The sequence below is a fragment of the Variovorax paradoxus genome, from assembly GCF_029919115.1.
Lineage (GTDB): Bacteria > Pseudomonadota > Gammaproteobacteria > Burkholderiales > Burkholderiaceae_C > Variovorax > Variovorax paradoxus_O.
On sequence record NZ_CP123990.1, the window covers coordinates 4,636,941 to 4,661,643 of the forward strand.

Annotated in this window: 22 protein-coding genes and 1 pseudogene; 15 read left to right on the plus strand and 8 right to left on the minus strand. The window is 65.2% G+C overall.

The window, feature by feature from the left end:
- Nucleotides 1–92 precede the first annotated feature (92 nt).
- From QHG62_RS22280 to QHG62_RS22310, 7 genes and pseudogenes are all read left to right on the plus strand, one after another.
- A pseudogene (locus QHG62_RS22280) lies at nucleotides 93–314 on the plus strand (DUF559 domain-containing protein); the annotation flags it as partial.
- A gap of 142 nt (nucleotides 315–456) precedes the next feature.
- Nucleotides 457–1,653, plus strand: coding sequence for an acetyl-CoA C-acyltransferase (locus QHG62_RS22285; protein WP_281147819.1), 1,197 nt, complete (start codon nucleotides 457–459; stop codon nucleotides 1,651–1,653).
- Nucleotides 1,654–1,810: 157 nt separating this feature from the next.
- Entirely contained in the window at nucleotides 1,811–2,707 is an 897-nt protein-coding gene (locus tag QHG62_RS22290; RefSeq protein WP_281147820.1) for an alpha/beta hydrolase family protein, read from the plus strand.
- Between the two features lie 32 nt (nucleotides 2,708–2,739).
- Nucleotides 2,740–3,570, plus strand: a complete 831-nt coding sequence (locus QHG62_RS22295; RefSeq protein WP_281147821.1) for an acyl-CoA thioesterase — start codon at nucleotides 2,740–2,742, stop codon at nucleotides 3,568–3,570.
- Nucleotides 3,571–3,583: 13 nt separating this feature from the next.
- Entirely contained in the window at nucleotides 3,584–4,324 is a 741-nt protein-coding gene (locus QHG62_RS22300; RefSeq protein ID WP_281147822.1) for an SDR family oxidoreductase, read from the plus strand.
- A gap of 559 nt (nucleotides 4,325–4,883) precedes the next feature.
- Complete coding sequence (locus QHG62_RS22305) at nucleotides 4,884–5,477, plus strand: 2-hydroxychromene-2-carboxylate isomerase (RefSeq protein ID WP_281147823.1); 594 nt, start codon at nucleotides 4,884–4,886, stop codon at nucleotides 5,475–5,477.
- 37 nt (nucleotides 5,478–5,514) lie between these two features.
- Complete coding sequence (locus QHG62_RS22310; RefSeq protein ID WP_281147824.1) at nucleotides 5,515–6,279, plus strand: enoyl-CoA hydratase; 765 nt, start codon at nucleotides 5,515–5,517, stop codon at nucleotides 6,277–6,279.
- A gap of 24 nt (nucleotides 6,280–6,303) precedes the next feature.
- Here the strand turns inward: QHG62_RS22310 and QHG62_RS22315 are convergent, their stop codons facing one another.
- The gene (locus QHG62_RS22315; RefSeq protein ID WP_281147825.1) at nucleotides 6,304–6,723 is read right to left on the minus strand and encodes an acyl-CoA thioesterase; all 420 of its coding nucleotides are present in this window, start codon (nucleotides 6,721–6,723) and stop codon (nucleotides 6,304–6,306) included.
- A 43-nt stretch (nucleotides 6,724–6,766) separates the two neighbouring features.
- Here QHG62_RS22315 and QHG62_RS22320 point away from each other — a divergent pair, with 43 nt between their 5' ends.
- Nucleotides 6,767–8,602, plus strand: coding sequence for an ABCB family ABC transporter ATP-binding protein/permease (locus tag QHG62_RS22320; RefSeq protein ID WP_281151772.1), 1,836 nt, complete (start codon nucleotides 6,767–6,769; stop codon nucleotides 8,600–8,602).
- 47 nt (nucleotides 8,603–8,649) lie between these two features.
- On the plus strand, nucleotides 8,650–9,588 hold the full coding sequence (locus QHG62_RS22325; RefSeq protein ID WP_281147826.1) for a 2-hydroxyacid dehydrogenase: 939 nt from the start codon (nucleotides 8,650–8,652) through the stop codon (nucleotides 9,586–9,588).
- Between the two features lie 108 nt (nucleotides 9,589–9,696).
- On the opposite strand, the gene QHG62_RS22330 is transcribed toward QHG62_RS22325, so the two are convergent.
- Nucleotides 9,697–11,139 carry an amidase gene (locus tag QHG62_RS22330; RefSeq protein WP_281147827.1) on the minus strand — a complete coding sequence of 481 codons (1,443 nt, stop codon included), beginning with the start codon at nucleotides 11,137–11,139 and terminating at the stop codon, nucleotides 9,697–9,699.
- Nucleotides 11,140–11,199: 60 nt separating this feature from the next.
- On the opposite strand from QHG62_RS22330, the gene QHG62_RS22335 reads away from it, so the two are divergent.
- From QHG62_RS22335 to QHG62_RS22360, 6 genes are all read left to right on the plus strand, one after another.
- Nucleotides 11,200–12,189: a LysR substrate-binding domain-containing protein gene (locus tag QHG62_RS22335; RefSeq protein WP_281147828.1), complete on the plus strand. Its 990-nt coding sequence runs from the start codon at nucleotides 11,200–11,202 to the stop codon at nucleotides 12,187–12,189.
- Between the two features lie 192 nt (nucleotides 12,190–12,381).
- On the plus strand, nucleotides 12,382–13,833 hold the full coding sequence (locus QHG62_RS22340) for an aspartate ammonia-lyase (RefSeq protein WP_281147829.1): 1,452 nt from the start codon (nucleotides 12,382–12,384) through the stop codon (nucleotides 13,831–13,833).
- A gap of 172 nt (nucleotides 13,834–14,005) precedes the next feature.
- Nucleotides 14,006–14,908: an amino acid ABC transporter substrate-binding protein gene (locus QHG62_RS22345; protein WP_281147830.1), complete on the plus strand. Its 903-nt coding sequence runs from the start codon at nucleotides 14,006–14,008 to the stop codon at nucleotides 14,906–14,908.
- Nucleotides 14,909–15,040: 132 nt separating this feature from the next.
- Nucleotides 15,041–15,772 (plus strand): amino acid ABC transporter permease, encoded by a 732-nt coding sequence (locus tag QHG62_RS22350; RefSeq protein WP_281147831.1) that lies wholly within the window; start codon nucleotides 15,041–15,043, stop codon nucleotides 15,770–15,772.
- 90 nt (nucleotides 15,773–15,862) lie between these two features.
- Nucleotides 15,863–16,549 carry an amino acid ABC transporter permease gene (locus QHG62_RS22355; RefSeq protein ID WP_281147832.1) on the plus strand — a complete coding sequence of 229 codons (687 nt, stop codon included), beginning with the start codon at nucleotides 15,863–15,865 and terminating at the stop codon, nucleotides 16,547–16,549.
- A gap of 33 nt (nucleotides 16,550–16,582) precedes the next feature.
- Entirely contained in the window at nucleotides 16,583–17,320 is a 738-nt protein-coding gene (locus tag QHG62_RS22360; protein WP_258508239.1) for an amino acid ABC transporter ATP-binding protein, read from the plus strand.
- Nucleotides 17,321–17,394: 74 nt separating this feature from the next.
- Here the strand turns inward: QHG62_RS22360 and QHG62_RS22365 are convergent, their stop codons facing one another.
- From QHG62_RS22365 to QHG62_RS22390, 6 genes are all read right to left on the minus strand, one after another.
- The gene (locus QHG62_RS22365) at nucleotides 17,395–18,333 is read right to left on the minus strand and encodes a nucleoside hydrolase (protein WP_281147833.1); all 939 of its coding nucleotides are present in this window, start codon (nucleotides 18,331–18,333) and stop codon (nucleotides 17,395–17,397) included.
- Nucleotides 18,334–18,383: 50 nt separating this feature from the next.
- A complete protein-coding gene (locus QHG62_RS22370; protein WP_281147834.1) occupies nucleotides 18,384–19,421 on the minus strand; it encodes a DctP family TRAP transporter solute-binding subunit in 1,038 nt (345 codons plus the stop codon).
- Nucleotides 19,422–19,684: 263 nt separating this feature from the next.
- The gene (locus tag QHG62_RS22375) at nucleotides 19,685–20,983 is read right to left on the minus strand and encodes a TRAP transporter large permease (protein WP_126747581.1); all 1,299 of its coding nucleotides are present in this window, start codon (nucleotides 20,981–20,983) and stop codon (nucleotides 19,685–19,687) included.
- Nucleotides 20,980–21,558, minus strand: coding sequence for a TRAP transporter small permease (locus tag QHG62_RS22380; protein WP_281147835.1), 579 nt, complete (start codon nucleotides 21,556–21,558; stop codon nucleotides 20,980–20,982). The genes QHG62_RS22375 and QHG62_RS22380 overlap by 4 nt, the downstream gene beginning before the upstream one ends.
- Before the next feature lie 114 nt (nucleotides 21,559–21,672).
- Nucleotides 21,673–22,671, minus strand: a complete 999-nt coding sequence (locus QHG62_RS22385; protein WP_281147836.1) for a Bug family tripartite tricarboxylate transporter substrate binding protein — start codon at nucleotides 22,669–22,671, stop codon at nucleotides 21,673–21,675.
- Between the two features lie 65 nt (nucleotides 22,672–22,736).
- Nucleotides 22,737–24,680: an acyl-CoA synthetase gene (locus QHG62_RS22390; protein ID WP_281147837.1), complete on the minus strand. Its 1,944-nt coding sequence runs from the start codon at nucleotides 24,678–24,680 to the stop codon at nucleotides 22,737–22,739.
- Nucleotides 24,681–24,703 lie beyond the last annotated feature (23 nt).

A 24,703-nucleotide genomic window follows, 5' to 3' on the forward strand; every position in this document is an offset into this window, starting at 1 on the left:
CCTCTGGGGGAAGGTTGGGATGGGGGCATCGGCCTATGCAAAACCAATCCACTCCCAACGCGCAAAAGAATGCTCGCGCTCTTCGGCGCGAGATGACCGACTCCGAACGAAAGCTCTGGAGTGGTCTGCGCAGCGAGCAATTGGGAGTGAAGTTTCGCCGGCAGCATCCGCTCGGAAATTACATCACCGACTTCGCCTGTCTCGATCCGAAACTGATTGTCGAGCTCGACGGATCGCAGCATCAGACACAGGAAGGCTACGACGGGCGACGCGACGCTTTTTTGCGTGCCCAAGGTTTCGAGGTCTTGCGCTTCGGGTCGAACGACCCGTTTGTCAATTTTGAAGGGGTGTTGCAGGCGGTCATCAATCGACTTGATGAATTGACGGCCGCTTGCCCCCATCCCAGCATCCCAACCTTCCCCCAGAGGGGGAAGGAGCCAAATCCAGGAGCTATCCATGAAACAAATCCAAGACGCCTACATCGTCTCCGCTACCCGCACCCCCATCGGCAAGTCGCACCGCGGCTACTTCCGCAACTACCGTCCCGACGACCTGCTCGCGACCACCCTCAAGGCCGCACTCGCCGCCGTGCCCGGCCTCGACCCCAAGGCCATTGAAGACATCATCTGCGGATGCGCGATCCCGGAATCGCAGCAGGGCCTGAACGTCGCGCGCATCGGCGCCGTACTGGCGGGTCTTCCCACCAGTATCGGCGGCATCACAGTGAACCGCTTCTGCGCTTCGGGCCTCTCTGCAGTGCAGATGGCCGCGGACCGCATCCGCGTCGGTGAGGCCGACGTGATGATCGCCGCCGGTGTCGAAAGCATGAGCATGGTGCCGATGATGGGCAACTCTCCGTCGCTCTCGCCCTCGATCTTCGAGCGCGAAGGCGACGTGGGCATCGCCTACGGCATGGGCCTGACGGCCGAGAAAGTCGCGCAGCAGTGGAAGGTGAGCCGCGAGGCGCAGGACGAGTTCGCGCTCGCCTCGCACCAGAAGGCACTGGCCGCGCAGAAGGCCGGCAAGTTCGCGGACGAGATCACGCCCATCGAAGTGACCGATCGCACGCCGAACCTCGAGTCTGGCGAATCGATTGCGAAGACCCGCACGGTGAACCTCGACGAAGGTGCGCGCCCGGACACCAGCCTTGAAGGCCTGGCCAAGCTGCGCACCGTGTTTGCCGCGCGCGGCACCGTCACCGCGGGCAACAGCTCGCAGACGTCGGACGGCGCTGGCGCCCTCATCCTCGCAAGCGAGAAGGCCGTGAAGCAATACGGCCTCACGCCGCTTGCCCGCTTCGTGAGCTTTGCAAGCAAGGGCGTGCCGCCGCACATCATGGGCATCGGCCCGATCGAGGCGATTCCGGCGGCGTTGCGCTACGCAGGCCTCAAGCATGAGGACATCGACTGGTTCGAACTCAATGAAGCATTCGCCGCGCAGTCGCTCGCAGTCATCAACACGCTGGGGCTCGATCCAAGCAAAGTCAACCCGATGGGCGGCGCGATCGCACTCGGCCACCCGCTCGGTGCGACCGGCGCGATTCGCGCGGCGACCGTGGTGCACGCGCTGCGCCGCGAGAACCTGAAGTACGGCATGGTCACGATGTGCGTAGGCATGGGGCAGGGCGCCGCCGGCATCTTCGAGCGCGTGTAGGGCGGCTGCTGCGCGGGCGATCTGCGGCGTTGCGGGGCCCGTCGGGAAATCCTCACGACCTTGAAGGTCGCTCCGGTTTCCCGCGACCCGCGCCTTGCATCTCATCCCGCTCGCTACGTCGCGGGGCGGTGATCGATCAACGAGAAGGAGACAAGCGATGCAGGCACAACAACTACGGATCGACAACGGCGTGCAGGTGGCCGTACGCCGCTACGAGCCGGCCGGCCAACCGCGTGCCAGCATCGTCATCGGCGGTGCCATGGGCGTGCGCCAGTCGTTCTACGAGCCCTTTGCGCAGTGGCTTGCGCAGCAGGGCCTGCAGGTGTGGACCTTCGACTATCGCGGCTCGGGCGATTCGCACAACGGCGCCTCGCTGCGCGGCTTCGAGGCCGATCTGTTCGATTGGGCGCGCGACTACGAAGCCGTCATCGGCGCCGCAAAGGCCGCGCTGCCGAAGCAGCCGCTCTATCTTCTGGGCCACAGCCTCGGTGCGCAATTGCCGGGCTTCCTGCAGCGGCCGGAGCAGGTCGACGGCCTCGTCAGCATCGCCGCGGGCAGCGGCTACTGGCGCGAGAACGCGCCCAAGCTCAAGCGCAGCATTCTCTATTTCTGGTTTGTGCTGGTGCCGCTGGTCACGCGGCTGTGCGGCTACTTTCCGGGCCGCAAGCTCAAGAAGGTGGGTGACCTGCCGCGCGGGGTCATCCTGCAGTGGCGCCGCTGGTGCCTTCATCCGCGCTACAGCGTTGGCGCCGAAGGCGAAAGCGCGTTGCAGAGCTACGGGCGAGTGCGCTTTCCGGTGCTCGCACTGTCGATGACGGACGATGAACTCATGACGCTGGCCGGCACCGAAAGCCTGGTGAGCTTCTATGCGGGCGCGCCACGCGCCGTCGAACGCATTGCGCCCGCCGATGTGCAGGCGCGGCGCATCGGCCATTTCGGCTTTTTCCGCGAACAGTTCAAGAGCAGCCTCTGGCCGAGCACCGTCGACAAGCTGCACCGCCTGGCCGCACTTACCGCGGTGCAGCAACCCGGCGTCCCGCACACGACTGCGTGACGCCACGCATCGGAGGCACACTGCAAATCACCATGATCACGCATCCCTTCGACAAAGCCCTGGCGCTGGAGCACAGCGACATTCGCGCCGGTCATTTCACCGGCGCCACCAGCCCCGACTACTGGAACATGGTCGGGCCCTTCGGCGGCGCCACGGCGGCCGTTGCGCTGCAGTCGGTGCTGCGGCACCCGGACCTGCTGGGCACGCCGCTCGCGCTGACCGTCAACTTTGCCGCGGCGCTCGAGGCCGGCCCGTTCGACGTGCAGGCCACACCGGTGCGCACCAACCGCTCGACGCAACACTGGACGGTGCAGATCACCCAGCCGGTTGTGGGCGGCGCGCCGAACATGACGACCACGGCCACGGTGGTCACGGCTGCACGGCGCGAAACCTGGGGCGAAAGCGACATGCCGATGCCCGAGGTGCCGCCGCCAGAGGCGGTCAAGCGCTTCAGCATCGGCCCCGCCGGCGTGGCCTGGCTGGATCGCTACGAGATGCGCCCGATCAGCGGCGGCATTCCCGCGAAGTGGGACAGCAGCCTGCAGCACAGCGAAAGCCGGCTCTGGCTGCGCGATGCCGAGGAGCGGCCGCTCGACTTCTGCTCGCTGGCCGCGATGAGCGACATGTTCTATCCGCGCGTGTGGCTGCGCCGCGCCAAGCATGTGCCGGCGGGCACGGTGTCGATCACCACCTACTTCCATGCCGGGCCGGAGCAACTGGCCGAGGTCGGCTCGGGCTACCTCTTGGGCCGCGCGGTGGGGCAGCAGTTCTTCAACGGCTTTTTCGACCAGGCGGCACATCTGTGGAGCGAGAAGGGCGTGCTGCTCGCCACGTCGAACCAGATCGTCTACTACAAGGAATAGCGAGAGAACGCCCATGCAAAAGACCGCACTCATCGTTGGAGCCGGCGACGCCACCGGAGGCGCCATTGCCCGCCGCTTCGCGCGCGAAGGCTATGCCGCCTGCGTGACGCGCCGCAGCCTCGACAAGCTGCAGCCGCTGGTTGAGCAGATCGAAGCCGACGGCGGCCGCGCCCATGCGTTCGGCTGCGATGCTCGCAAGGAAGAAGAAGTGGTCGCCTTGGTCGAACAGATCGAATCGACCATCGGCCCCATCGAGGTGATGGTGTTCAACATCGGTGCCAACGTGCCCGAGAGCATCCTGACAGAAACCGCGCGCAAGTATTTCAAGGTATGGGAGATGGCCTGCTTCTCGGGCTTTCTCAACGGGCGCGAGGTTGCAAAGCGCATGGTGGCGCGCGAACTCCCGAAAGGCGGGCATCGCGGCACGATCATCTTCACAGGCGCCACCGCATCGCTGCGGGGCGCCGCGAACTTCGGCGCCTTCTCGGGCGCAAAAATGGCTTTGCGTGCGTTGGCCCAGTCGATGGCCCGCGAGCTCGGGCCGCAGGGCATTCACGTCGCGCATGTGGTGGTCGACGGCGCCATCGACACCGAGTTCATCCGCACCAATTTTCCCGAGCGTTATGCGCTGAAGGAGAGCGACGGCATCCTGAACCCCGAGCACATTGCGGACAGCTACTGGATGCTGCATTCGCAGCCGCGTGATGCATGGACGCATGAGCTTGATCTGCGGCCATGGTCGGAGAAGTTTTGATGTTGGTGTTTTGTGGTGTGCGTTCGATGGCTCATTCAGGGCGCGCACCCGCCGACGGGGTGCCTTTCTCCGCGAATGTCCCCCGGCCTGCGGGCTTCCGCCCCTCCTCCTTTGTTTCGCTGCGGGGAGCACCCGATGCCCTGTGCACCTGGGCACGCTCGTGGTGTACCGCTGATCAACCACTGCTCTGTGCAACGCTCCCGCTGGCGGGGTGCCTTGCGCAGCGAAACAAAGGAGGAGGGGCGGAAGCCCGCAGGCCGGGGGACGTCCCCCGGCCTGCGGCCTCCTCCTTTATTTCGCTGCGCAAGGCACCCCGCCAGCGGGTGCGTTGTAAAGAGCAGTCGTTGATCAGCGGTACACCAGCAGCGTGCCCCAGTGCACAGGGCATCGGGTGCTCCGCGCAGCGAAATAAAGGAGGAGGGGCGCAGCCCCGCAGCCCCGGGGGACATTCGCGGAGGGGAGTACCCGGTGGCCTTTGCACACGCCCTGAACAGCAGCGCGCCGAACAACAGCCCCAAGAACAAGAGCCCCGAACAAGCGCACCCCCAAGGAGACTCCAATGAAAAAATCCGTAGATTTCTATTTCGACTTCGGCAGCCCCGCCGCCTACCTGGCCGCCACCCAGCTGCCGCACGTCTGCGCCGACACCGGCGCCGAGCTCGTCTGGAAACCCATGCTCCTGGGCGGCGTGTTCCAGGCCACCGGCAACCGGTCTCCGGCCGAAGTGGTGCCCAAGGCGCCGTACATGACCATCGACCTGCAGCGCTTTGCAAAGCGCTACGGCGTGCCCTTTGTGCACAACCCGCACTTCCCCATCAACACGCTGCTGCTCATGCGCGGTGCCACTGGCATCCAGATGAAGGAGCCGGACCGCTTCGGTGCCTACGTCGACGCCATTTTTCACGCCATGTGGGTCGAGCCCAAGAACATGAATGACCCGGCCGTCGTCGGCGCCGTGCTTCAAAATGCGGGGTTCGACGCCACTGCCTTGCTTGCGCTGGCCGGTTCGCAGGAGGTCAAGGATCGCCTGAAGGCCGTCACGCAAGAAGCCGTGGAGCGCGGCGTGTTCGGCGCGCCCACCATGTTCGTCGGCGACCAGATGTTCTGGGGCCAGGACCGCCTGGATTTTGTGCGAGAAGCCCTCGACGCCTGAGCGTGGCGCCACCCGTTTTTATTCAAGGACCATTCCCATGAGCGACATCCTCGTCCACACCGAAGCCGGTGTGATGACTGTTACCTTCAACCGCGTCGACAAGAAGAACTCCATCACCAGCGGCATGTACGCCGAACTGGCCGATGCACTGGCCACGGCCGAGAGCGACGCGGCCGTGCGTTGCGTGCTGATCCAGGGCGACCCGACCATTTTCAGCGCCGGCAACGACATCGGCGACTTCCTGAATGCCCCGCCCGCGGGCAAGGAGTCGCCCGTGTTCCGCTTCTTGCGCGGCATCGCCACCTTTCCCAAGCCCGTTGTCGCGTCCGTCTGCGGCCCGGCCGTGGGCATCGGCACCACCATGCTGTTCCACTGCGACCTCGTCTACGCGGGCGACAACGCGGCGTTTTCGATGCCTTTCGTGAACCTGGGCCTGTGCCCCGAGGCGGCCTCCAGCCTGCTGGTGCCGCAGATGCTGGGCTACCACCGCGCGGCCGAGGCACTGCTGCTGGGCGAGCCCTTCATGGCCGAGGCTGCGCTCGAGGTGGGCCTGGTCAACCGCATCGTGCCGCCAACTGAGGCCAACGCCATTGCCCAGGTGCAGGCCCGCAAGCTCGCGGCCAAGCCGCTGAGTGCCCTGGTCGAGACCAAGCGGCTGCTGAAAAAAGCACAAATGCCCGCCGTGCTCGAGCGCATGGACGAAGAGGGCGCGAGCTTCGGCCGCATGCTGCGCGAGCCGGCCGCGCGCGAAGCCTTCGGCGCGTTCATGGAAAAGCGCAAGCCTGATTTTTCGAAGGTCTGAGGGCCTTTGGCCCCCGGGCTCCGATTACTTTTCTATCGGGCGGGGGCGGCCGTTGTCGTCGATGGCCACGTAGGTGAACGTGGCTTGCGTCACCTTGATGTACTCGCCCTGCGCCCGAAAGCGCTCGGCAAACACCTCGACCGTCACCGTGACCGAGGTGCGCCCGACGCGAACCAGCTTTGAATAGAACGAGAGAATGTCGCCCAGCCGCACCGGCTGCTTGAAGATGAACTCGTTCACCGCCACCGTGGCCTGGCGTCCCTTGGCGTAGCGCGCCGGAATGACCGAGCCGGCCAGGTCGCACTGCGCCATGACCCAGCCGCCGAAGATGTCGCCATTGGCGTTGCAGTCCGCCGGCATGGGAATGACCTTGAGCACCAGCTCCATGTCGGTGGGCAGGCTTTTGAGGGTTGCGGCGGCGGCGGTGCTGGAAGTATCGGACATGGGCACAATCTGAGGCAGAACAAAGCAACCACGATTGTCCCTCATGCGCCGCAGCGGCGAAGCCCTACCCCCTTCCTCCCATCCCGTCGCCGGGCACCCCCCGGCGCGCAGCGACCGCTCCGACTGGGCCACGCTGCGCCGGCTTTTTCCCTACCTCTGGCAGTACAAATGGCGGGTGATCGCCGCGCTTGCCTTCATGGTGGGCGCCAAGGTGGCCAATGTGGGCGTGCCGGTTCTGCTCAAGAACCTCATCGACACGATGACGCCCAAGCCGGACATGGCGCAGGCGCTCCTGATCGTGCCCATCGGGCTTTTGCTGGCCTACGGTTTGCTGCGCTTTTCGACCGCGCTCTTCGGCGAACTGCGCGAGCTGATCTTTGCCAAGGCCACCGAGGGCACGGCCCGGCAGATTGCGCTGGAGGTATTCGGCCACCTGCACTCGCTGAGCCTGCGCTTTCACCTGGAGCGCCAGACCGGCGGCATGACGCGCGACATCGAACGCGGCACGCGCGGCGTGCACTCGCTCATCTCGATGTCGCTCTACAGCATCGTGCCGACCATCATCGAGCTGGTGCTGGTGCTCACCATCCTGGGCGTGAAGTTCGATTCGCTCTTTGTGTGGATTACCGGCGCGGCGCTGGTGCTGTACATCACCTTCACGGTCACGGTCACGGAGTGGCGCACCCAGTTCCGCAAGACCATGAACGAGCTCGACTCCATGGCCCAGAGCCGCGCGGTCGATTCGCTGCTGAACTACGAAACCGTCAAGTATTTCAACAACGAAGAGTTCGAGGCCAGTCGCTACGACGCCAGCCTGGACCGCTACCGCAAGGCCGCCATCAAGAGCCAGCGCACGCTGAGCATGCTCAACACCGGCCAGCAGCTGATCATTGCGACCAGCCTGGTGCTGATGCTGTGGCGTGCCACCTCTGGCGTGGTCGAAGGGCGCATGACGCTGGGCGACCTGGTCATGGTCAACGCCTTCATGATCCAGCTCTACATTCCGCTCAATTTTCTGGGCGTGATCTACCGCGAGATCAAGCAGAGCCTGACCGACCTGGACAAGATGTTCGTGCTGATGGAAAAGGAGCGCGAGGTGCGCGACGCGCCCGGCGCGCAGCCGCTCGCGGGCGTCGACTCCACCATCCGCTTCGAAGACGTCAGCTTTGCCTACGAGCCCGCGCGCCCCATCCTGAAGCACGTGAGCTTCGAAATTCCCGCCGGCAAGACGGTGGCCGTGGTCGGCCCTTCAGGCTCGGGCAAGTCCACGCTGGCACGCCTTCTCTACCGCTTCTACGACGTGCAGCAGGGCCGCATCACCATCGGCGGGCAAGACATCCGCGAGGTGCAGCAGTCGAGCGTGCGCCGCGCCATCGGCATTGTTCCGCAGGACACGGTGCTGTTCAATGACACCGTGGAATACAACATCGCCTACGGCCGCCCTGGCGCAACGCGTGAAGAAGTGGAAGCCGCGGCGCGCGCAGCCCGCATTCACGACTTCATCTCGGCCACGCCCCTGGGCTACGAAACCACCGTCGGCGAGCGCGGCCTCAAGCTTTCGGGCGGAGAAAAGCAGCGCGTGGCCATTGCCCGCACGCTGCTCAAGAACCCGCCGATCGTGATCTTCGACGAGGCCACCTCGGCGCTCGATTCCGCCAACGAGCGCGCCATCCAGTCCGAGCTCAAGAGCGCGGCACAGGACAAGACCACGCTGGTCATTGCCCACCGCCTCTCGACGGTGGTCGATGCGCACGAAATCCTGGTGCTCGAAGCGGGCGTGATCGTCGAGCGCGGCACGCATGCAGAGTTGCTGGCCAGGCAGGGCCGCTATGCGCAGATGTGGGCTTTGCAGAAGAGCGAAGCCACACCACTGATGTAGCCCGATCATTCATTCATCCTTACTTTCATCGATCCAGGAGTTCAGACGTGCCGACCAAGATTCCCCTGCTGGTGCTCAACAGCCTCTCGAGCGCCCACCAGGCCCAGATTGCCGAGGTCTACGACGTGACCTACGCCTTCGATGCCGCCGCGCGTGCCGCAGCCGTTGCCGAACACGGCAAGAAATTTCGCGCGGTGCTGACCATCGGCGTGATCGGCATCACGCCTGAGGAAATCGCGGCCATGCCGGCGCTCGAACTCGTCTGCTGCATGGGCGCGGGCTACGAAGGCGTGCCGCTCGACGTGACCCGGGCGCGCGGCATCGTGACCGCAAACGGCGCCGGCACCAATGACGATTGCGTGGCCGACCATGCCTTCGGCCTGCTGATCAGCATCGTTCGCGGGTTTCGCCAGCTCGACCGGCTGTGCCGCGAGGGCGTGTGGCGCGAGGCCATTCCGCAGCCGCCGAACGTGTCGGGCAAGAAGCTCGGCATCCTCGGTATGGGCACCATCGGTCAGAAGATCTCCAAGCGCGCCGCCGCGTTCGACATGGAAGTGGGCTATCACAACCGCAAGCCGCGCGAAGGCGCAACGCAGCGCTACTTCGACGACCTGAAGTCGCTCGCCACATGGGCCGACTTTCTGGTGCTCGCCGCGCCAGGCGGCCCCGCCACGCGCCACCTGGTGAATGCCGAGGTGCTCGATGCGCTGGGGCCGCAGGGCTTTCTCGTCAGCATCGGCCGCGGCAGCGTGGTCGATACCGAGGCGCTGGCCGCGGCGCTGCGCGAGAACCGTATTGCGGGCGCAGGGCTCGATGTATACGAAAGCGAACCCAAGCGGCCCGAGCCGCTGGTGGGCCTGGACAATGTGCTGCTGACGCCGCACATGGCGGGCTGGTCGCCGGAGGCGACGCAGAAGTCGGTCGACCATTTTCTTGCGAATGCCGAAGGGCATTTCGCAGGGCGCGGCGTCTTGACCCCGGTCTGATGCCTTGCCCCTTCCCCCTCTGGGGGAAGGTTGGGATGGGGGCGGGCAGGGCGCCCATCGGATGCGCCGCTTGCCCCCACCCCAACCCTCCCCCGGAAGGGGAGGGAGTCAGCCCAAAGCCGCGGGACGCCGGGCGCCCCAGCCGCAGGCCTGGTCGTACGCATGCCCAAGCCGCAGCACATCGAGGTCCGCATGAATGGGCCCGGCCAGCTGCAGGCCCATCGGCAATCCTCCCTCGCCGAATCCCGCGCGCACATTCAGCGTCGGCAGGCCAGCCAGGGTGAACGGCGTCACGATTTCCATCCAGCGGTGGTACGTGTCGCTCGGCACGCCGGCCACTTCGGCCGGCCAGTGCAGCTCGGCGTCGAAAGGGAACACCTGCGCCGATGGCGCCAGCACGAAGTCGAAGCGCTCGAACAGCCTGAGGAACGCGCGGTACACATTCGAGCGATAGACCGAAGCCTGGTACAGCGACGCCGCATCCAGGTGGCGGCTCTGCTCGATTTCCCACTGCGCCTCGGGCTTGAGCTGGGCAAAGAGCTTCGGGTCGCTCAGGTACGCGCCGAGTTTGCCGCCCACCAGCAGCTGCCGCAGGCGCAGCCAGGCGCTCCAGTTGTGCTCGCGCGGCACGTCGAGCGTGCAGGGCTCCACGTCGCAGCCGATGCCGCGAAAGGTGTCGAGTGCGCCTTCGCCCAGTTCGCGGATGCCCGGCGCCAGCGGCAGATCGGGCCAGATACTGCCCAGCCAGCCCACCCGCAGCCCCTCCACGTTGTCATCGAGCCGCAGCGCATCGGGCGCGGGCAAGGCCTGCGGCGACGACAGCGGCACGCGTGTGTCGAAGCCCGCCTGCACTGTGAGCAGCCGGGCAGTGTCTTCGACGGTGCGGCCCATCGGTCCTTCGGTGCCCAGTTGCTGAAAGAACAGTTCCTGCTCGGGATCGCCGGGCACGCGGCCGCGTGAAGGCCGCATGCCGATCACGTTGTTGAAGGCGGCCGGGTTGCGCAGCGAGCCCATCATGTCGCTGCCGTCGGCCACCGGCAGCATGCCCAGGGCCAGCGCCACTGCCGCGCCGCCGCTGCTGCCGCCGGCGCTGCGGTCGGGCGCATGGGCGTTGCGGGTAATGCCGAACACCGTGTTGTAGGTGTTCGAGCCCAGGCCGAACTCCGGCGTGTTGGTCTTGCCGATGACGATGGCGCCCGACTCGCGCATGCGCGCCACGTGCAGGCTGTCTGTGCGCGCCGGAGAGCGCGGCGAAAGCGGCGAGCCCATCGAGGTCGGCAGGCCGGCGGCATGGCTCAAATCCTTTACCGCCAGCGGAAAGCCGTGCATCCAGCCGCGCCGCTCACCGCGTGCGAGCTCGGCATCGCGCTCGTTTGCCTCGGCCAGCAGGGCCTCGGGTTCGCGCAGCGAAACGATGGCGTTGAAGCGGGGGTTGAGCGCCTCGATGCGGGCCAGCGAAGCTTGCATCACCTCTCGGCAAGACACCTTCCGCGCTGCAATCAGCTGCGACAGTTCGGTGGCGTTCAGTTCGGGCAGGTCGGCAACAGACATGGCGAGTGCGGGAAAAGGAGGGGCGCCCAGTATGGCGCGGCGCTCGCATAATCGCCGCGTATGGAAACAAAGTGGCTAGAAGACTTCATCAGCCTGGCGGAAACGCGCAGCTTCAGCCGCTCGGCCCAATTGAGGCACGTTACACAACCGGCTTTTTCGCGGCGCATCCAGGCGCTGGAGGGCTGGGCCGGCACCGACCTGGTCGACCGCAGCTCGTACCCCACTCGCCTCACGCCCGCGGGCCAAACGCTCTACAGCCAGGCCATTGAGATGCTGCAATCGCTGCAGAGCACCCGGGCCATGCTGCGCGGCCATTCGGCCGCCGGGCAGGACGTGATCGAGATTGCGGTGCCGCACACACTGGCCTTCACCTTTTTTCCCTCGTGGGTGACCAGCCTGCGCGAGCACTTCGGGCCCATCAAGAGCCGGCTCATCGCACTCAACGTGCACGACGCGGTGCTGCGCCTGGTCGAAGGCAGCTGCGACCTGCTGATTGCCTATCACCATCCCTCGCAGCCGCTGCAGCTGGACGCCAACAAGTACGAGATGGTCAGTCTCGGCGAAGAAACCGTGGCCCCGTGGGTCAAGGCCGACGCCGAGGGCGCGCCGCGTTTTCGCCTGCCCGGCCGGCCCGGCCAGCCGCTGCCCTACCTGGGCTACGCGCCAGGCGCCTACCTGGGCCGGGTGGTCGACCAGCTGCTGAAGGAATCGGGCACCGCCATCCACCTCGACCGGGTCTATGAAACCGACATGGCCGAGGGCCTGAAGGTGATGGCGCTCGAAGGCCACGGCATTGCGTTCCTGCCGCAAAGCGCGGTGCGCAAGGAGATCAAGGCGCGCAAGCTGGTGAGCGCGCTGCCGCCCGAAATCGACAGCCTGGAAGCGACGATGGAAATCCGCGCCTACCGCGAGCGGCCCAGCGCGCCCGTGCCCGTGAAGGCCGGCACGGGCCGCTCCGCAAAAGCTGCGGCGGTCACGGAAAGCCTGCAGCCCAAGCGCACGGCCGATGCGCTGTGGTCTTACCTGGTTGGCGCCCAGCCGACCCGTTGAAACGCGTTGCGATGTTGACGCTTCGAATTTGTGCGCTGCACAATCTATAAATGCTGCGCATGAGGCCCCCCGCAAAAGGCATTGGCGTCGCGGGCTGGCCGCCACTACAGTCGCGGCAGTTTTCAGATCGCTGTCACAGCAAGTCTTACGGCACGCGCCACCCGCGTGCTTTTTTTTAGCCGAGGAACCTGTATGAGCCCCAATTTCAGGACCGAACACGACTTCCTCGGCGAAAAGCAGATTCCTGCCTCTGCCTACTGGGGCGTGCACACGGCGCGCGCGGTCGAGAACTTTGCAATTTCAGGCACCCGCGTGTCGGCCATGCCCGACCTGGTGCGCGCCCTGGCGCTGGTCAAGAAGGCCGCCACGCGCGCCAATGCCGACCTGGGCGCCATCGACCGCGATCGCGCGGCGGCCATCATCCTGGCCTGCGACGACCTGGTCGAAGGCAAGCTGCTCGACGAATTCGTGGTCGACGTGATCCAGGGCGGCGCGGGCACCTCGACCAACATGAACGCCAACGAGGTGATCTGCAACCTCGCGCTCGAGAAGCTGGGCCATGAAAAAGGCCGCTACGACGTGCTGCACCCCAACGACCACGTCAACGCCTCGCAGAGCACCAACGACGTGTATCCCACCGCGGTGCGGCTGGCGCTGTGGTTTGCCATCGGCAAGCTGCTCGAATCCATGGCGGCGCTGCGCAAGAGCTTCGAAGCCAAGGCGCTCGAGTTCAAGGACATCCTCAAGATCGGCCGCACCCAGCTGCAGGACGCCGTGCCCATGACTCTGGGCCAGGAGTTCCTGACCTACGCCATCATGATCGGCGAAGACGAGGCACGGCTCGGCGAGGCGCGTGCGCTCATCGAAGAAATCAACCTCGGCGCCACCGCCATCGGCACCGGCATCAACGCACCACACGGCTATGCCAACCTGGCCTGCCAGTACCTGGCCGAACAGAGCGGCGTGCCGCTGAAGCAGGCCGCCAACCTGATCGAGGCCACGCAGGACACTGGCGCCTTCGTGCAGCTTTCGGGCGTGCTCAAGCGCGTGGCCACCAAGCTCAGCAAGACCTGCAACGACCTGCGCCTGTTGTCCAGCGGCCCGCAGGCCGGCTTCGGCGAGATCCGCCTGCCGGCGCGGCAGGCCGGCTCGTCGATCATGCCGGGCAAGGTCAATCCGGTGATCCCGGAAGTCATGAACCAGGTGGCTTTCGAGGTCATCGGCAACGACATCACGGTCACCATGGCATCGGAAGCCGGCCAGCTGCAGCTCAACGCCTTCGAGCCCATCATGGGGTGGAGCCTGTTCAAGAGCATCCGGCACCTGAGCAACGCCTGCATCACGCTGCGGCAGAACTGCGTCGAGGGCATCGAGGCGAACCGCGAGTTCCTGGCCAAGCGGGTGCGGGAATCGGTCACGCTGGTTACCGCGCTCAATCCCCTCATCGGCTACGAAAAGGCGGCGCTCATCGCCAAGACCGCGCTGGCCACCGGCGGGCCCATCGACCTGGTGGCCGAATCGCTGGGCATCATGACGCGCGCCGAGATGGACGCGCTGCTCGTGCCCGAAAACCTGACCCAGCCGGTTCGCCTGTCCGCACCGGTGCCGCCGGCTGCTGAGCCCTCGGGCACAAAGGCTGCTTAGTGAAAGTCGGACAATGCCAATGGGTAGCCTTGCACCACGACGGCGCTGCGATGCGCGGGGCCGGTGCAAACGTCATCGAGAATGCACCGGGTTGGCCCGGGTATTCCCCATGACCTGAATGTCTAAAATTTAGTTGTATCTGTATCTTCCAGTCACCTCAGGAGTTTTCCGTATGAAAAAGCAAGTATTGGCATTGGCAATCGCAGCCGTGGCTGCCGGCAGCGCGTTTGCACAAGCCAATGACACCCTGGCCAAGATCAAGGCCTCGGGCACCATCACCGAAGGCGTGCGGGAATCTTCCGGCCTTTCGTACACGCTGGGCAATGGCCAGTACACCGGTTTCCACTACGACGTCTGCGCCAACATCATTCGCGACATCCAGAAGCACCTCGGCCTGGCCAAGCTGGAAACCAAGTTCCAGCCCGTGACCTCGCAAAACCGCGTGCCCCTGGTGCAAAACGGCACCGTCGACCTGGAGTGCGGCTCCACCACCAACAACGCCACGCGCCAGAAGGACGTTTCGTTCGCTGTCACCACCTACGTCGAGGAAGTGCGCATTGCAGTCAAGGCCAACTCGGGCATCACCAGCATCAAGGACCTGAACGGCAAGACCGTGGCCACCACCACCGGCACCACGTCGGTGCAAACCCTGCGCAAGAACGAACGCGCCGGCGGCATCGACTTCAAGGAGCTGTATGGCAAGGACCACTCGGACAGCTTCCTGCTGCTCGAATCGGGCCGCGCCGACGCCTTCGTGATGGACGGTTCCATCCTGGCTTCGAACATCGCCAAGTCCAAGTCGCCTGCCGACTACAAGATCGTGGGCGAAGTGCTCAGCGTCGAGCCCATCGCCATCATGATCCGCAAGGACGACGCCGCCTTCAAGAAGGTGGTGGACGACAGCATCAAGGCGCAGATCAAGAACGGCGAACTCGCCAAGCTCTGGGACAAGTGGTTCCTGAAGCCGATTCCCCCGGCAAACGTCACCGTGAACCTGCCGCTGTCGGAAGCCACCAAGTCGGCCTGGGCCAACCCCAACGACAAGCCGATGGAAGAGTACGCCGCGAAGAAGTAATCGCCACGAAGGTCATCCGCGAACGCCCGCCGCCCCCGGCGGGCGTTTGTTTTCGCAGGCAACGCAATGCGGCGCGCGGGCATGGCCTCTGCAAGCTGGCAGTCTGGAAATCTGAAAGAAGGAGAGTCCCCGATGGGATCAAACTGGGATTGGCAGGTCTTCTTGCAAGACCCGGGCGGGAAGTACCCGACCTACTGGGAGTGGATGTTGTCCGCATGGGGCTGGACCGTGTCGGTGGCGCTGCTGGCGCTCATCGTCGCGCTGGTGCTGGGTTCGCTCATCGGCATCATCCGCACCTTGCCCAACAGCCCCTGGCTCGTGCGCCTGGGCAATGCCTGGGTCGAGCTGTTCCGCAACATTCCGCTCTTGGTGCAGATCTTCCTCTGGTACCACGTCATTCCGGCGCTGATTCCGGTCATGAAGGGCGTGCCGAGCTTTGTGCTGGTGGTGCTGGCGCTGGGCTTCTTTACCTCGGCGCGAATTGCCGAGCAGGTGCGCTCGGGCATTCAGGCATTGCCCAAGGGCCAGCGCTACGCAGGCATGGCAGTGGGCTTTACCACCACGCAGTACTACCGCTACGTGATCTTGCCAATGGCCTACCGCATCATCATTCCGCCGCTCACGAGCGAAACGATGAACATCTTCAAGAACTCGTCGGTGGCGTTTGCCGTGTCGGTGACCGAACTCACGATGTTCGCCATGCAGGCGCAGGAAGAGACCTCGCGCGGCATCGAGGTGTACCTTGCGGTAACCGGGCTCTACGTGATCTCGGCCTTTGCAATCAACCGCATCATGGCTTTCATCGAGAAGAAGACGCGTGTGCCGGGCTTCATCGTCTCGGCCAGCGGCGGCGGGGGGCATTGACATGACGTACCCCCACGTTCGCGGCTACGCCGTTTCACTGCCCCCCGAGGGGGCGCGTGCCCCCTTTGGGGCGGCCCGGCAGGAGGCACAATGAATCTCGACCTGTCGTTCTACAACTGGGACGTCATCAGCAACTTCGTCGTCAAGGGCTTCTACTTCAGCATCATGCTGACGATCGTCGCCACCATTGGCGGCGTGCTCTTTGGCACCGTGCTGGCGCTTATGCGGCTCTCGGGCAAGAAGTGGCTCGATGCGCCTGCTGCCATCTACGTCAACGGCATGCGAAGCATTCCGCTGGTGATGGTCATCTTGTGGTTCTTCCTCTTGGTGCCGGCCTCGTTCTACGCGGCTTTCGGCTCCATCGGCTCGAACTACCGCTCGGAAATCTCGGCCGTGATCACCTTCATCGCGTTCGAGGCGGCCTACTTCAGCGAGATCATGCGAGCGGGCATCCAGTCGATTCCGCGCGGCCAGGTGTATGCGGGCCAGGCGGTCGGCATGACCTACGGCCAGAACATGCGCCTGGTGGTGTTGCCGCAAGCTTTCCGCAACATGCTGCCGGTGCTGCTCACGCAGACCATCATCCTGTTCCAGGACACCTCGCTGGTGTACGCCATCGGCGCGTACGACATGCTCAAGGGCTTCGAGACCGCGGGCAAGAACTTCGGCCGCCCGATCGAGGCCTACCTGCTCGCGGCCGTCGTTTACTTCATCATGTGCTATGCCTTGTCGTGGCTCGTCAAGCGCCTCCACAAGAAGATTGCCATCATTCGCTGAGTGGCTGAACCGGAGAAAGAAATGTCCGAAAAAATGATTGAAATCAAGAACGTCTCCAAGTGGTATGGCCCGGTGCAGGTGCTCAACGATTGTTCGGTGAGCATCTCCAAGGGCGACGTGGTGGTGGTGTGCGGGCCCTCGGGCTCGGGCAAATCCACCCTCATCAAGACCGTGAATGCGCTCGAGCCCTTCCAGAAGGGCGAGATCACCGTCAACGGCATTCCGCTGCACGACCCCAAGACCAACCTGCCCAAGCTGCGCTCCAAGGTCGGCATGGTGTTTCAGCACTTCGAGCTGTTTCCGCACCTCTCGGTCACCGAGAACCTCACGATCGCCCAGATCAAGGTGCTCGGCCGCAGTCCCGAAGAAGCCAAGACGCGCGGCCTCAAGATGCTCGACCGCGTGGGCCTGATGGCGCACAAGGACAAGTTCCCGGGTCAGCTCTCCGGCGGCCAGCAGCAGCGCGTGGCCATTGCCCGTGCGCTCAGCATGGACCCGATCGTGATGCTGTTCGACGAACCCACTTCGGCGCTCGATCCCGAAATGGTCGGCGAAGTGCTCGACGTGATGGTGAGCCTGGCCAGGGACGGCATGACCATGATGGTGGTGACGCACGAAATGGCCTTTGCCCGCAAGGTGGCCAGCCGCGTGATCTTCATCGACGTGGGCGGCAAGATTCTTGAAGACTGCCCGAAGGACGAGTTCTTCAGCCACCCGGAAAACCGTCAGCCGCGCACCAAGGATTTCCTCAACAAGATCCTGCAGCACTGATCGATTCGATTCGCTGCGGCACAAAAAGCAAAAGCCACGCTGTTCGCAGCGTGGCTTTTTTATTACCCCGGTTCTCAGGGCAGCCGTGCGATATGTTCGTTCAGCAGGTCGAAGAATCCCTGCGCATCGCCATCGACGATCCAGTTTGCGTTGGCGGGGCGGTTCAGGCTGCCGTACCAGTCGGCCGCCGTCTGGCCAAAACCCATGCCTTCTCGGCTGTCGATTTCAACGTTGACCGGCCTGCCCCTGAAGAGCGAAGGCTGCAGCAGGTAGGCGATGACGGTGGCGTCGTGCACCGGTCCGCCGGGCATGTCGTAGTGCCGCATTTCCTGCGGTGCATAGGCGTCCAGAATGTCGGCGACGATGGTGCCGGCCCGGTTGCCGATGCCGCGCAGCCGCGCGATGCGCTCTTCGCTCGTGAGAATCTTGTGCGTCACGTCCAGCGGCAGCATCGTCGTCGGCACGCCGCTTTTCAGCACAACCTCTGCCGCATGCGGATCGGCGAACACGTTGAACTCCGCGGTCGGCGTGATGTTGCCGCCGTTGAAATGCGCGCCGGCCATGAGCACGAGTTCTCGCAAGCCGCGCACGATGTCGGGGGCTTGCCCGAGCGCCAGCGCAAGGTTGGTTTGCGGGCCGAGCATGGCAAGCGTCACGCTTTTCTCGGGCGCCGCACGCAGCGTGCGAATGAGGTAATCGACCGCGTGCCCTTCGGCCAGCGGCACAGCCGGCTCGTGAACCTCGACGCCGGTGATGCCTTCGCGTCCGTGGATGTTGGCCGCGTAGATCGGCGTGCGCTGCAGCGGGCGCTCCGCACCGGCGTACACCGGAACATCTGGCCGGCCGGCCCATTCGCAGGCGAGGCGCGCGTTGCGCGAGGTCTTGGCCAGCGGAACATTGCCGGCCACCGTGGTCAGCGCCTGGAGCTTCAGCGTTTCAGGCGCCGCCATGGCGAACAGCAGCGCGATCACGTCGTCCGCGCCGGGATCCGTGTCGATGATCAGGGTGTGCATCGCGACATTGTCGCGGCGCCACCCTGAAGCGGCACGGTGTTGCTTGCTGCTTACTTCTTCCGTGCAGCAATGGCCTTCTCGGCCTTTGCCACGAGGTCGGCACCCACGGTGCCCTTCCACTTTTCGTACACCGGCCGCGTGGCCTTCACGAAGGCTTCGCGCTCGGCGGGCGTGAGCTGGGTCACGGTCACGCCCATGCCGGCAATGTCCTTCAGCACCGGCTTGTCGGCTTCGACAAGGCCTTTGCGTGCAATGGCAATCTCTTGCTGGCCGGCATCAATGGCGGCCTGGCGCACGATGGCCTGGTCGGCTGGCGTCCACGAAGCCCAGATTTCCTTGTTGACCACGAAGACCAGCGGATCGGCCACGTAGCCCCAGGTGGTGACGAACTTCTGGCCCACGTTCTGCATCTTGAGCACGGTGAACAGGAAGAGCGGGTTCTCCTGCCCGTCGACCGCGCCGCTGGCGAGTGCGGGCTGGGCATCGGCCCAGCTCATCTGCGTGGGGTTGGCGCCCAGCGCGGTGAACATGTCGGAATAAATCGGCGAGCCGACGACACGGATCTTCATGCCCTTCAGGTCTTCAGGCGACTTGATCGGCTTCTTGGAGTTGGTGATTTCGCGGTAGCCGTTCTCACCCCAGGCAAGGGGCACCACACCGGCCTTGTCGAGGGTCTTGAACATGTCCTTGCCGACTTCGCCTTGCGTGAGCGCGTCGATGGCCGCGTAGTCGGGCATCAGGAAGGGCATGGAGAAGAGGTTGAGCTGCTTGACTTGCGGCGACCAGTTGATGGTCGAGCCCACGGCCATGTCGATGACGCCCTGGCGAAGCGCGCTGAACTCGCGGGTCTGGTCGCCCTGGATGAGCGAAACACCGGGGTAGAGCTTGATGTTGATGCGGCCCTGGGTACGCTCCTTCACGAGGTCGGCCCAGATCTTCCCGGCCTGGCCCCAGGGTGTGGGCGGGCCGAGCACGAGCGACATCTTGTATTCGGGCTTGTAGGCGGCCTGCGCCATGGCGCCGGTCGAGAACATGCCCAGGGCGGTGGCTACGGCGGCAAGGCCCAAGAGGGTGCGGCGGAATTTCATGAGAGGTCTCCTTGTTTTCTGAACACAACTAAGTGGTGGATGTTTTCGGGAACGTTTGCTGATGTTTTGGCGCTGCTGTTCAGGGCGTGTGCAAAGGCCACCGGGTACTCCCCTCCGCGAATGTCCCCCGGGGCTGCGCCCCTCCTCCTTTATTTCGCTGCGGGGAGCACCCGATGCCCTGTGCACTGGGGCACGCTGCTGGTGCGCCCCCTGAACAAGGAGCTAACCGAACAGCGCGAAGCAAAGAGAAGCAGGGTCGCATCTCAATACCCGAGCTTCCGAGGCAGCCACAACGCAAGTTCCGGGAATGCGATCACCAGCACCATCACCAGGAACATCGAGAACAGCATCCAGCCCACCCAGCGCACGGTTTCTTCCATGCGCACCTTGGCGATGCGGCACGACACCATCAGGTTGACCGCGAGCGGTGGCGTGAACTGCCCCAATGCGACCTTCAGCGTGAGGATGACGCCGAACCACACCGGGTCCCACTTGTAGTACTGGACGATCGGCAGCAACAGCGGCACGAAGATCAGGAAGATCGACACGCCGTCCAGGAACATGCCGACAGTGATCAAGAGCAGGATCAGCAACGCCAGGATGCCGTATTCACCCAGGCCCGAATTGACGATGGCGCGCGTCACTGGGTCGATGATGCCCAGCGTCGAAAGCGAGTACGCAAAGATCCCCGCGAGCGACACCACCAGCAGGATCACCGCCGAGAGCTCGCCCGATTCGCGCAAGATCACGAACAGGTCGCGCACCTTGATGGTCCGGTGCACGCACATGCCCACGAACAGGCCGTAGAACACAGCCACCACTGCTGCTTCGGTGGGAGTGAACCAGCCCGCGCGCATGCCGCCCAGAATCAGCACCGGCGCCGCCAGGCCCCAGATCGCCTCGCGAAAACTCTTCCAGAACGGCGGGCGCGGCAACGTCGATTCGAGTGCCCCCATCTTGTGTTGGCGGGCCAGCAGCACGGCCGGAATCATCAACGCCAGGCCGGCCATCACGCCCGGGATCATGCCGGCCGCAAACAGCGCCGGTACCGAGGCGCCGGGCACCAGCACCGAGTAGACGATGAACGCGACCGAAGGCGGAATCAGGATGTCGGTGGCCGCCGCGGCGCCTACTACGCTGGCCGAGAACGCGGCCGGGTAGCCGGCGCGCGACATGGCGGCGATCATCACTGCGCCCACGGCGGCGGCATTGGCCGGGCCCGAACCCGAGATGCCGCCGAGGAACATCGCCACCGCAATCGCCACCAGCGGCAGCATGCCTGGGCCGCGGCCGACGATGGCGACCGCAAAGTTGACGAGCCGCAGCGCAACGCCCGAGCGGTCGAAGATGGAGCCCACCAGCACGAACATCGGAATGGCCAGCAGCGGGTACTTGCCGAGGCCGGCATAAAAGTTCTGCGGCACGGCCAGCAAGCCGAACCACTGGGCGTCGCTGTTGGCCAGCGCAATGCAGGCGGCGCCGGCCAGGCCGAGCGCGGCACCGATGGGCACGCCCACCAGCATCATCGCGACGAAGGCGACGAAAAGCAGGGTGGCGATCACGATGCGTCGCCTTTTTTGCGGTCTTGCTCGGGGGTGTACGCCTTGCGGCCGCGGCGGATCATCAGGCCCACGGCGCGCAGCGCGATGGCAAAGGACACGATGGGCAGCCACATCGAATACCACCAGGCCGGAAGGCCGATGCCGGGCGTGGTCTCGTCGAAGCGGTAGTCGTCCCACACCATGCGGATGCTGAGCGCGCCGATCAGCGTGAACAGAATGGCGATCATGAGCGCGCCGAACTGCGCGAGCCGCTTGCGCCGCGCCATGGAGCCGCTCTCCGAAAAATATTCGATGCGGATGTGCCTGTCGCGCGCCACGGCGGCCGAGCCGGCCACCAGCGCCAGCATGATCATGAGAAAGACCGAGAACTCCTCCGTCCAGGCAAACGAAGAGTCGGTGAAGTAGCGCACCAGCACGTTGGCAAAGGTGATGAGTGCCAACGCGCCCATGATGATCACGGTGAGCCAGTCCTCGATGGCGAGCGGCACCTTGGTGGGCTCGTCGGCGGCTTCGATGTCTGGGGGGAGGGGGCTGGCGGCGTCCAGCAAGGGGCCGGACTCGTTGGGAGTGGTCATCGAGAGGGAGGGGGAAAGCAGCCATGGATGGTAACGATCCATGTCCATCCGTTCATCGGGGTTTTCCTAAGCTGCGGCCCCATTTCCGCCCCCCTCCGGCCCTCTCGAAACGGGCTATTCGAGCTTGGCGCCAGAATCCTTGATCAGGCGCTCCCAGATCGGGCTTTCCTTCTTGTACACGGCGGTAAAGGCCTCGGGCGAGCTCTCCTTCAGGTCGAAGCCCATGGCTGCCACGCGTGCCTGCACGTCGGGCTGGCGCGTGGCCTTGCCCACTTCTTCGGCAATGCGCTGCACGATCGGCTTGGGCGTGCCGGCCGGCATGGCAATGGCGAGCCAGCCCGCCACGCGGTAGGCCTCGTCGCCCAGCCCTTGCTCGGCCAGCGTCGGCACGTCGGGCAGCGTGGCCATGCGGCGCTCGCCGCTCACGCCAACGGCCTTGAGCTTGCCCGCCTCGATGTGCGGTTTTGCCACCAGCGCGCTGGCAAAGGCCATCTGAATCTGGCCGCCGATGAGGTCTTGCAGCATCGGCGCCTCGCCCTTGTAGGCCACGTGGTTCATTTCGGCCTTCTGCGTGAGGCTCATGTGCGCGCCGGCCAGGTGCGGATACGCGCCCACGCCGTACGAGCCGTAGGCCACCTTGCCCTTATTGGCGGCCACGTACTTCAAGAGCTCCGGCCCGTTCTTCACCGGCACGCTTGGGTGCACCACCAGCACCAGCGGCGCGGTGGCAATCTGGTAGACCAGCGTGAGGTCGCGCTGGGTGTCGTAGGGCAGCTTCTGGTAGAGGAACTGGTTGGTCAGCAGCGAATTGCTCAGCGCCAGCACCAGGGTGTAGCCGTCGGGCGGCGCCTTGGCCACGGTGTCGGTGCCGATGATGCCGGCGGCGCCGGGCTTGTTGTCGATGATGACCGGCTGGCCCAGCCCCGCGGCCATCTTCTCGCCGATCACGCGGGCCAGCACGTCGGTGGCGCCGCCCGGGGCAAAGGGCACCACCATGCGGATCGGCTTGGCCGGATAGGTCTGCGCCCAGCCGGCGGTGGTGGCCGCGAGCGCGAGCGATGCAAGGACAAGGCCGCGCAGGGCTCGGCGGGTGGTGAATGTGGCGTTGTTCATGTTCTCGATGTCTCCGATGGTTGATCTGTTTTTATGTGCGTGCCGCCAGCCAGATGGATACAGGGCTATTCGGTGAGCACCTGCGTCTTGAACGGCAGCGGCGCCAGCGCTGCTTCGATCCGCTCTCGCAGCGGCGCTGCAAGCGCACCTGCGGCGGCGGCCTCGATGCGCACCTGCACCAGGCGCTCTCCCTCATGGGCGACGCGCGGCATGGCTCCTGCGTCGACGCCAAGCTCGCCGCACGCCTGCTCGACGGCCGCAGCCACCACGCGGCTCGCCGCCATTGCGCGCAACTCGGGCTTGTAGATCTTGCCGACGTTGGTCATCGGCATGTTCTCGATGACGATCACCGACTTGGGCTTGGCCGGTGCCTCGTCCACGCGCGCGGCGGTGAAGGCCAGCAGTTCTTCGTCGGTTGCCGATGCGCCCGGCACCAGCGTTGCAAACACCACCGGCAGCTCGCCCGCATACGCGTCGGGCGCACCCACCGCCGCGCACAGCTGCACCGCCGGATGCGCGCCCAGCGCGTCTTCGATCACCTTGGGGTCGATGTTGTGGCCGCTGCGGATGATCAGGTCTTTCGAGCGACCGCTGAGATTGAGCCGCCCTTCGCCGTCGATCCAGCCCAGGTCGCCGGTCGCAAGCCAGCCGTCGGCGGTAAAGGCCTTGGCGTTGTCCGCCGGGTCGACGAAACCCGAGAAGAGGTTGGGCGACTTGAACAGCACCATGCCCTGCTCGCCCGGCGGCAGGTCGCGGTCGCTGGCGTTGCCGCTTTCATCGAGCGCCACGATGCGCATCTGCATATACGGCAGCGGAAAGCCGACGCAGCCCGCCGGCCCGTCCACGCCCGGCGGCGTGATGGTGGAGATGCCGGCCATCTCGGTCATGCCCAGGCTCTCGTGCACATGCAGGCCGAACAGCCGCTCGAAGCGCGCGGCCAGCTCCGGCGAAAGCACCGCAGCGCCCGTGCGGCAGTAGCCGATCGATGAAATGTCGGCGCCGTCCAGCGGCACGTTGGCCAATGCGGCCAGCACCGTGGGCACGGCCGAGAGCGAGGTGGGCCGGTACTTCTCGACCAGCTTCCAGTAGTTGGCGAGCACCTCCTTGTTGCGCAGCAGCGAGGTGGTCGGAATGATCACTTCCACCCCGGCCGAGAGCGACGCCAGCGAAGCCGGCAGCACGCCCGCCACGTGGAACAGCGGATAGCCGTTGATCGAGATGCCCTGGTCGTTCATGCCCGCGACCTGCACGCTGGCCCAGGCGGTGAACACCTGCGCGCCGTGGCTGTGGCGCGCGAGCTTGGGTGCGCCGGTGGTGCCGCCGGTGTGAAAGTAGGCGGCAATGTCGACGGGCGCGATGTCGCGGCCGCTCACCAGCCGGTCGGCAGGCTGAGCGGCGCGCAGCGTATTGAACTCGGCGACACCTTCAGGCAGCGCGCCCGCTGCGCCCGGTGCCTCGTCATGCGGGGCCACGCGCAGCACGGAGGTGAGTGTCGGCACCTGGCTGCGCAGGCGCATCGCCTTCGACCACATGCCCGATTCGCTGTCCGAGCCATAGGTGATCAGCACCTTGGCGCGGCCGGCGGTCATCAGCGCAACCAGCTTCTCGTCGGTAAGCAGCGGGTTGAGTGGTTGCACGATGCCCGCCGCTTCTCCGCCCCACAGCGCCAGGTGGTATTCGAGGCAGCCCGGCAGCAGCACGGCCACCGCGTCTTGGGGGCCCACCCCCAGCGCATGCAGCATGTTCGCGGTCTGGTGGATGCCCGCGAGCAAGTCGGCATACGACCAGCGAATCGGCTCATCGGCCGGGTTGCCGGTGCGCAGGAAGGTGAGCGCCGTCTTGCCGCCGAAGGCTGCGCCCGCGTTGCGAAAGATCTCGTAGGTGCTGCGCACCGTCAGCGCCTGCGCGAGCGGCGTTTCTTCAAGCCTGCGGATATCGGCGAGGCTGCGCACCGGAAACAGGGGGCGGAACGGCTCGCCGGCCATCTTGGTCTTCTTGCTGTCTGCCATGCGTGTCTCCTGGTGTTGTCTCT

Bases quoted from the DNA above. Each gene is read 5' to 3' on its own strand.
- QHG62_RS22305 (WP_281147823.1), top strand. From the start codon at position 4,884: ATGAAAAAATCCGTAGATTTCTATTTCGACTTCGGCAGCCCCGCCGCC.
- QHG62_RS22390 (WP_281147837.1), bottom strand. From the start codon at position 24,680: ATGGCAGACAGCAAGAAGACCAAGATGGCCGGCGAGCCGTTCCGCCCC.
- QHG62_RS22370 (WP_281147834.1), bottom strand. From the start codon at position 19,421: ATGAAATTCCGCCGCACCCTCTTGGGCCTTGCCGCCGTAGCCACCGCC.
- QHG62_RS22340 (WP_281147829.1), top strand. From the start codon at position 12,382: ATGAGCCCCAATTTCAGGACCGAACACGACTTCCTCGGCGAAAAGCAG.
- QHG62_RS22300 (WP_281147822.1), top strand. From the start codon at position 3,584: ATGCAAAAGACCGCACTCATCGTTGGAGCCGGCGACGCCACCGGAGGC.
- QHG62_RS22295 (WP_281147821.1), top strand. From the start codon at position 2,740: ATGATCACGCATCCCTTCGACAAAGCCCTGGCGCTGGAGCACAGCGAC.
- QHG62_RS22330 (WP_281147827.1), bottom strand. From the start codon at position 11,139: ATGTCTGTTGCCGACCTGCCCGAACTGAACGCCACCGAACTGTCGCAG.
- QHG62_RS22355 (WP_281147832.1), top strand. From the start codon at position 15,863: ATGAATCTCGACCTGTCGTTCTACAACTGGGACGTCATCAGCAACTTC.
- QHG62_RS22360 (WP_258508239.1), top strand. From the start codon at position 16,583: ATGATTGAAATCAAGAACGTCTCCAAGTGGTATGGCCCGGTGCAGGTG.
- QHG62_RS22365 (WP_281147833.1), bottom strand. From the start codon at position 18,333: ATGCACACCCTGATCATCGACACGGATCCCGGCGCGGACGACGTGATC.
- QHG62_RS22285 (WP_281147819.1), top strand. From the start codon at position 457: ATGAAACAAATCCAAGACGCCTACATCGTCTCCGCTACCCGCACCCCC.
- QHG62_RS22335 (WP_281147828.1), top strand. From the start codon at position 11,200: ATGGAAACAAAGTGGCTAGAAGACTTCATCAGCCTGGCGGAAACGCGC.
- QHG62_RS22345 (WP_281147830.1), top strand. From the start codon at position 14,006: ATGAAAAAGCAAGTATTGGCATTGGCAATCGCAGCCGTGGCTGCCGGC.
- QHG62_RS22310 (WP_281147824.1), top strand. From the start codon at position 5,515: ATGAGCGACATCCTCGTCCACACCGAAGCCGGTGTGATGACTGTTACC.
- QHG62_RS22320 (WP_281151772.1), top strand. From the start codon at position 6,767: ATGCGCCGCAGCGGCGAAGCCCTACCCCCTTCCTCCCATCCCGTCGCC.
- QHG62_RS22290 (WP_281147820.1), top strand. From the start codon at position 1,811: ATGCAGGCACAACAACTACGGATCGACAACGGCGTGCAGGTGGCCGTA.
- QHG62_RS22315 (WP_281147825.1), bottom strand. From the start codon at position 6,723: ATGTCCGATACTTCCAGCACCGCCGCCGCCGCAACCCTCAAAAGCCTG.
- QHG62_RS22385 (WP_281147836.1), bottom strand. From the start codon at position 22,671: ATGAACAACGCCACATTCACCACCCGCCGAGCCCTGCGCGGCCTTGTC.
- QHG62_RS22350 (WP_281147831.1), top strand. From the start codon at position 15,041: ATGGGATCAAACTGGGATTGGCAGGTCTTCTTGCAAGACCCGGGCGGG.
- QHG62_RS22380 (WP_281147835.1), bottom strand. From the start codon at position 21,558: ATGACCACTCCCAACGAGTCCGGCCCCTTGCTGGACGCCGCCAGCCCC.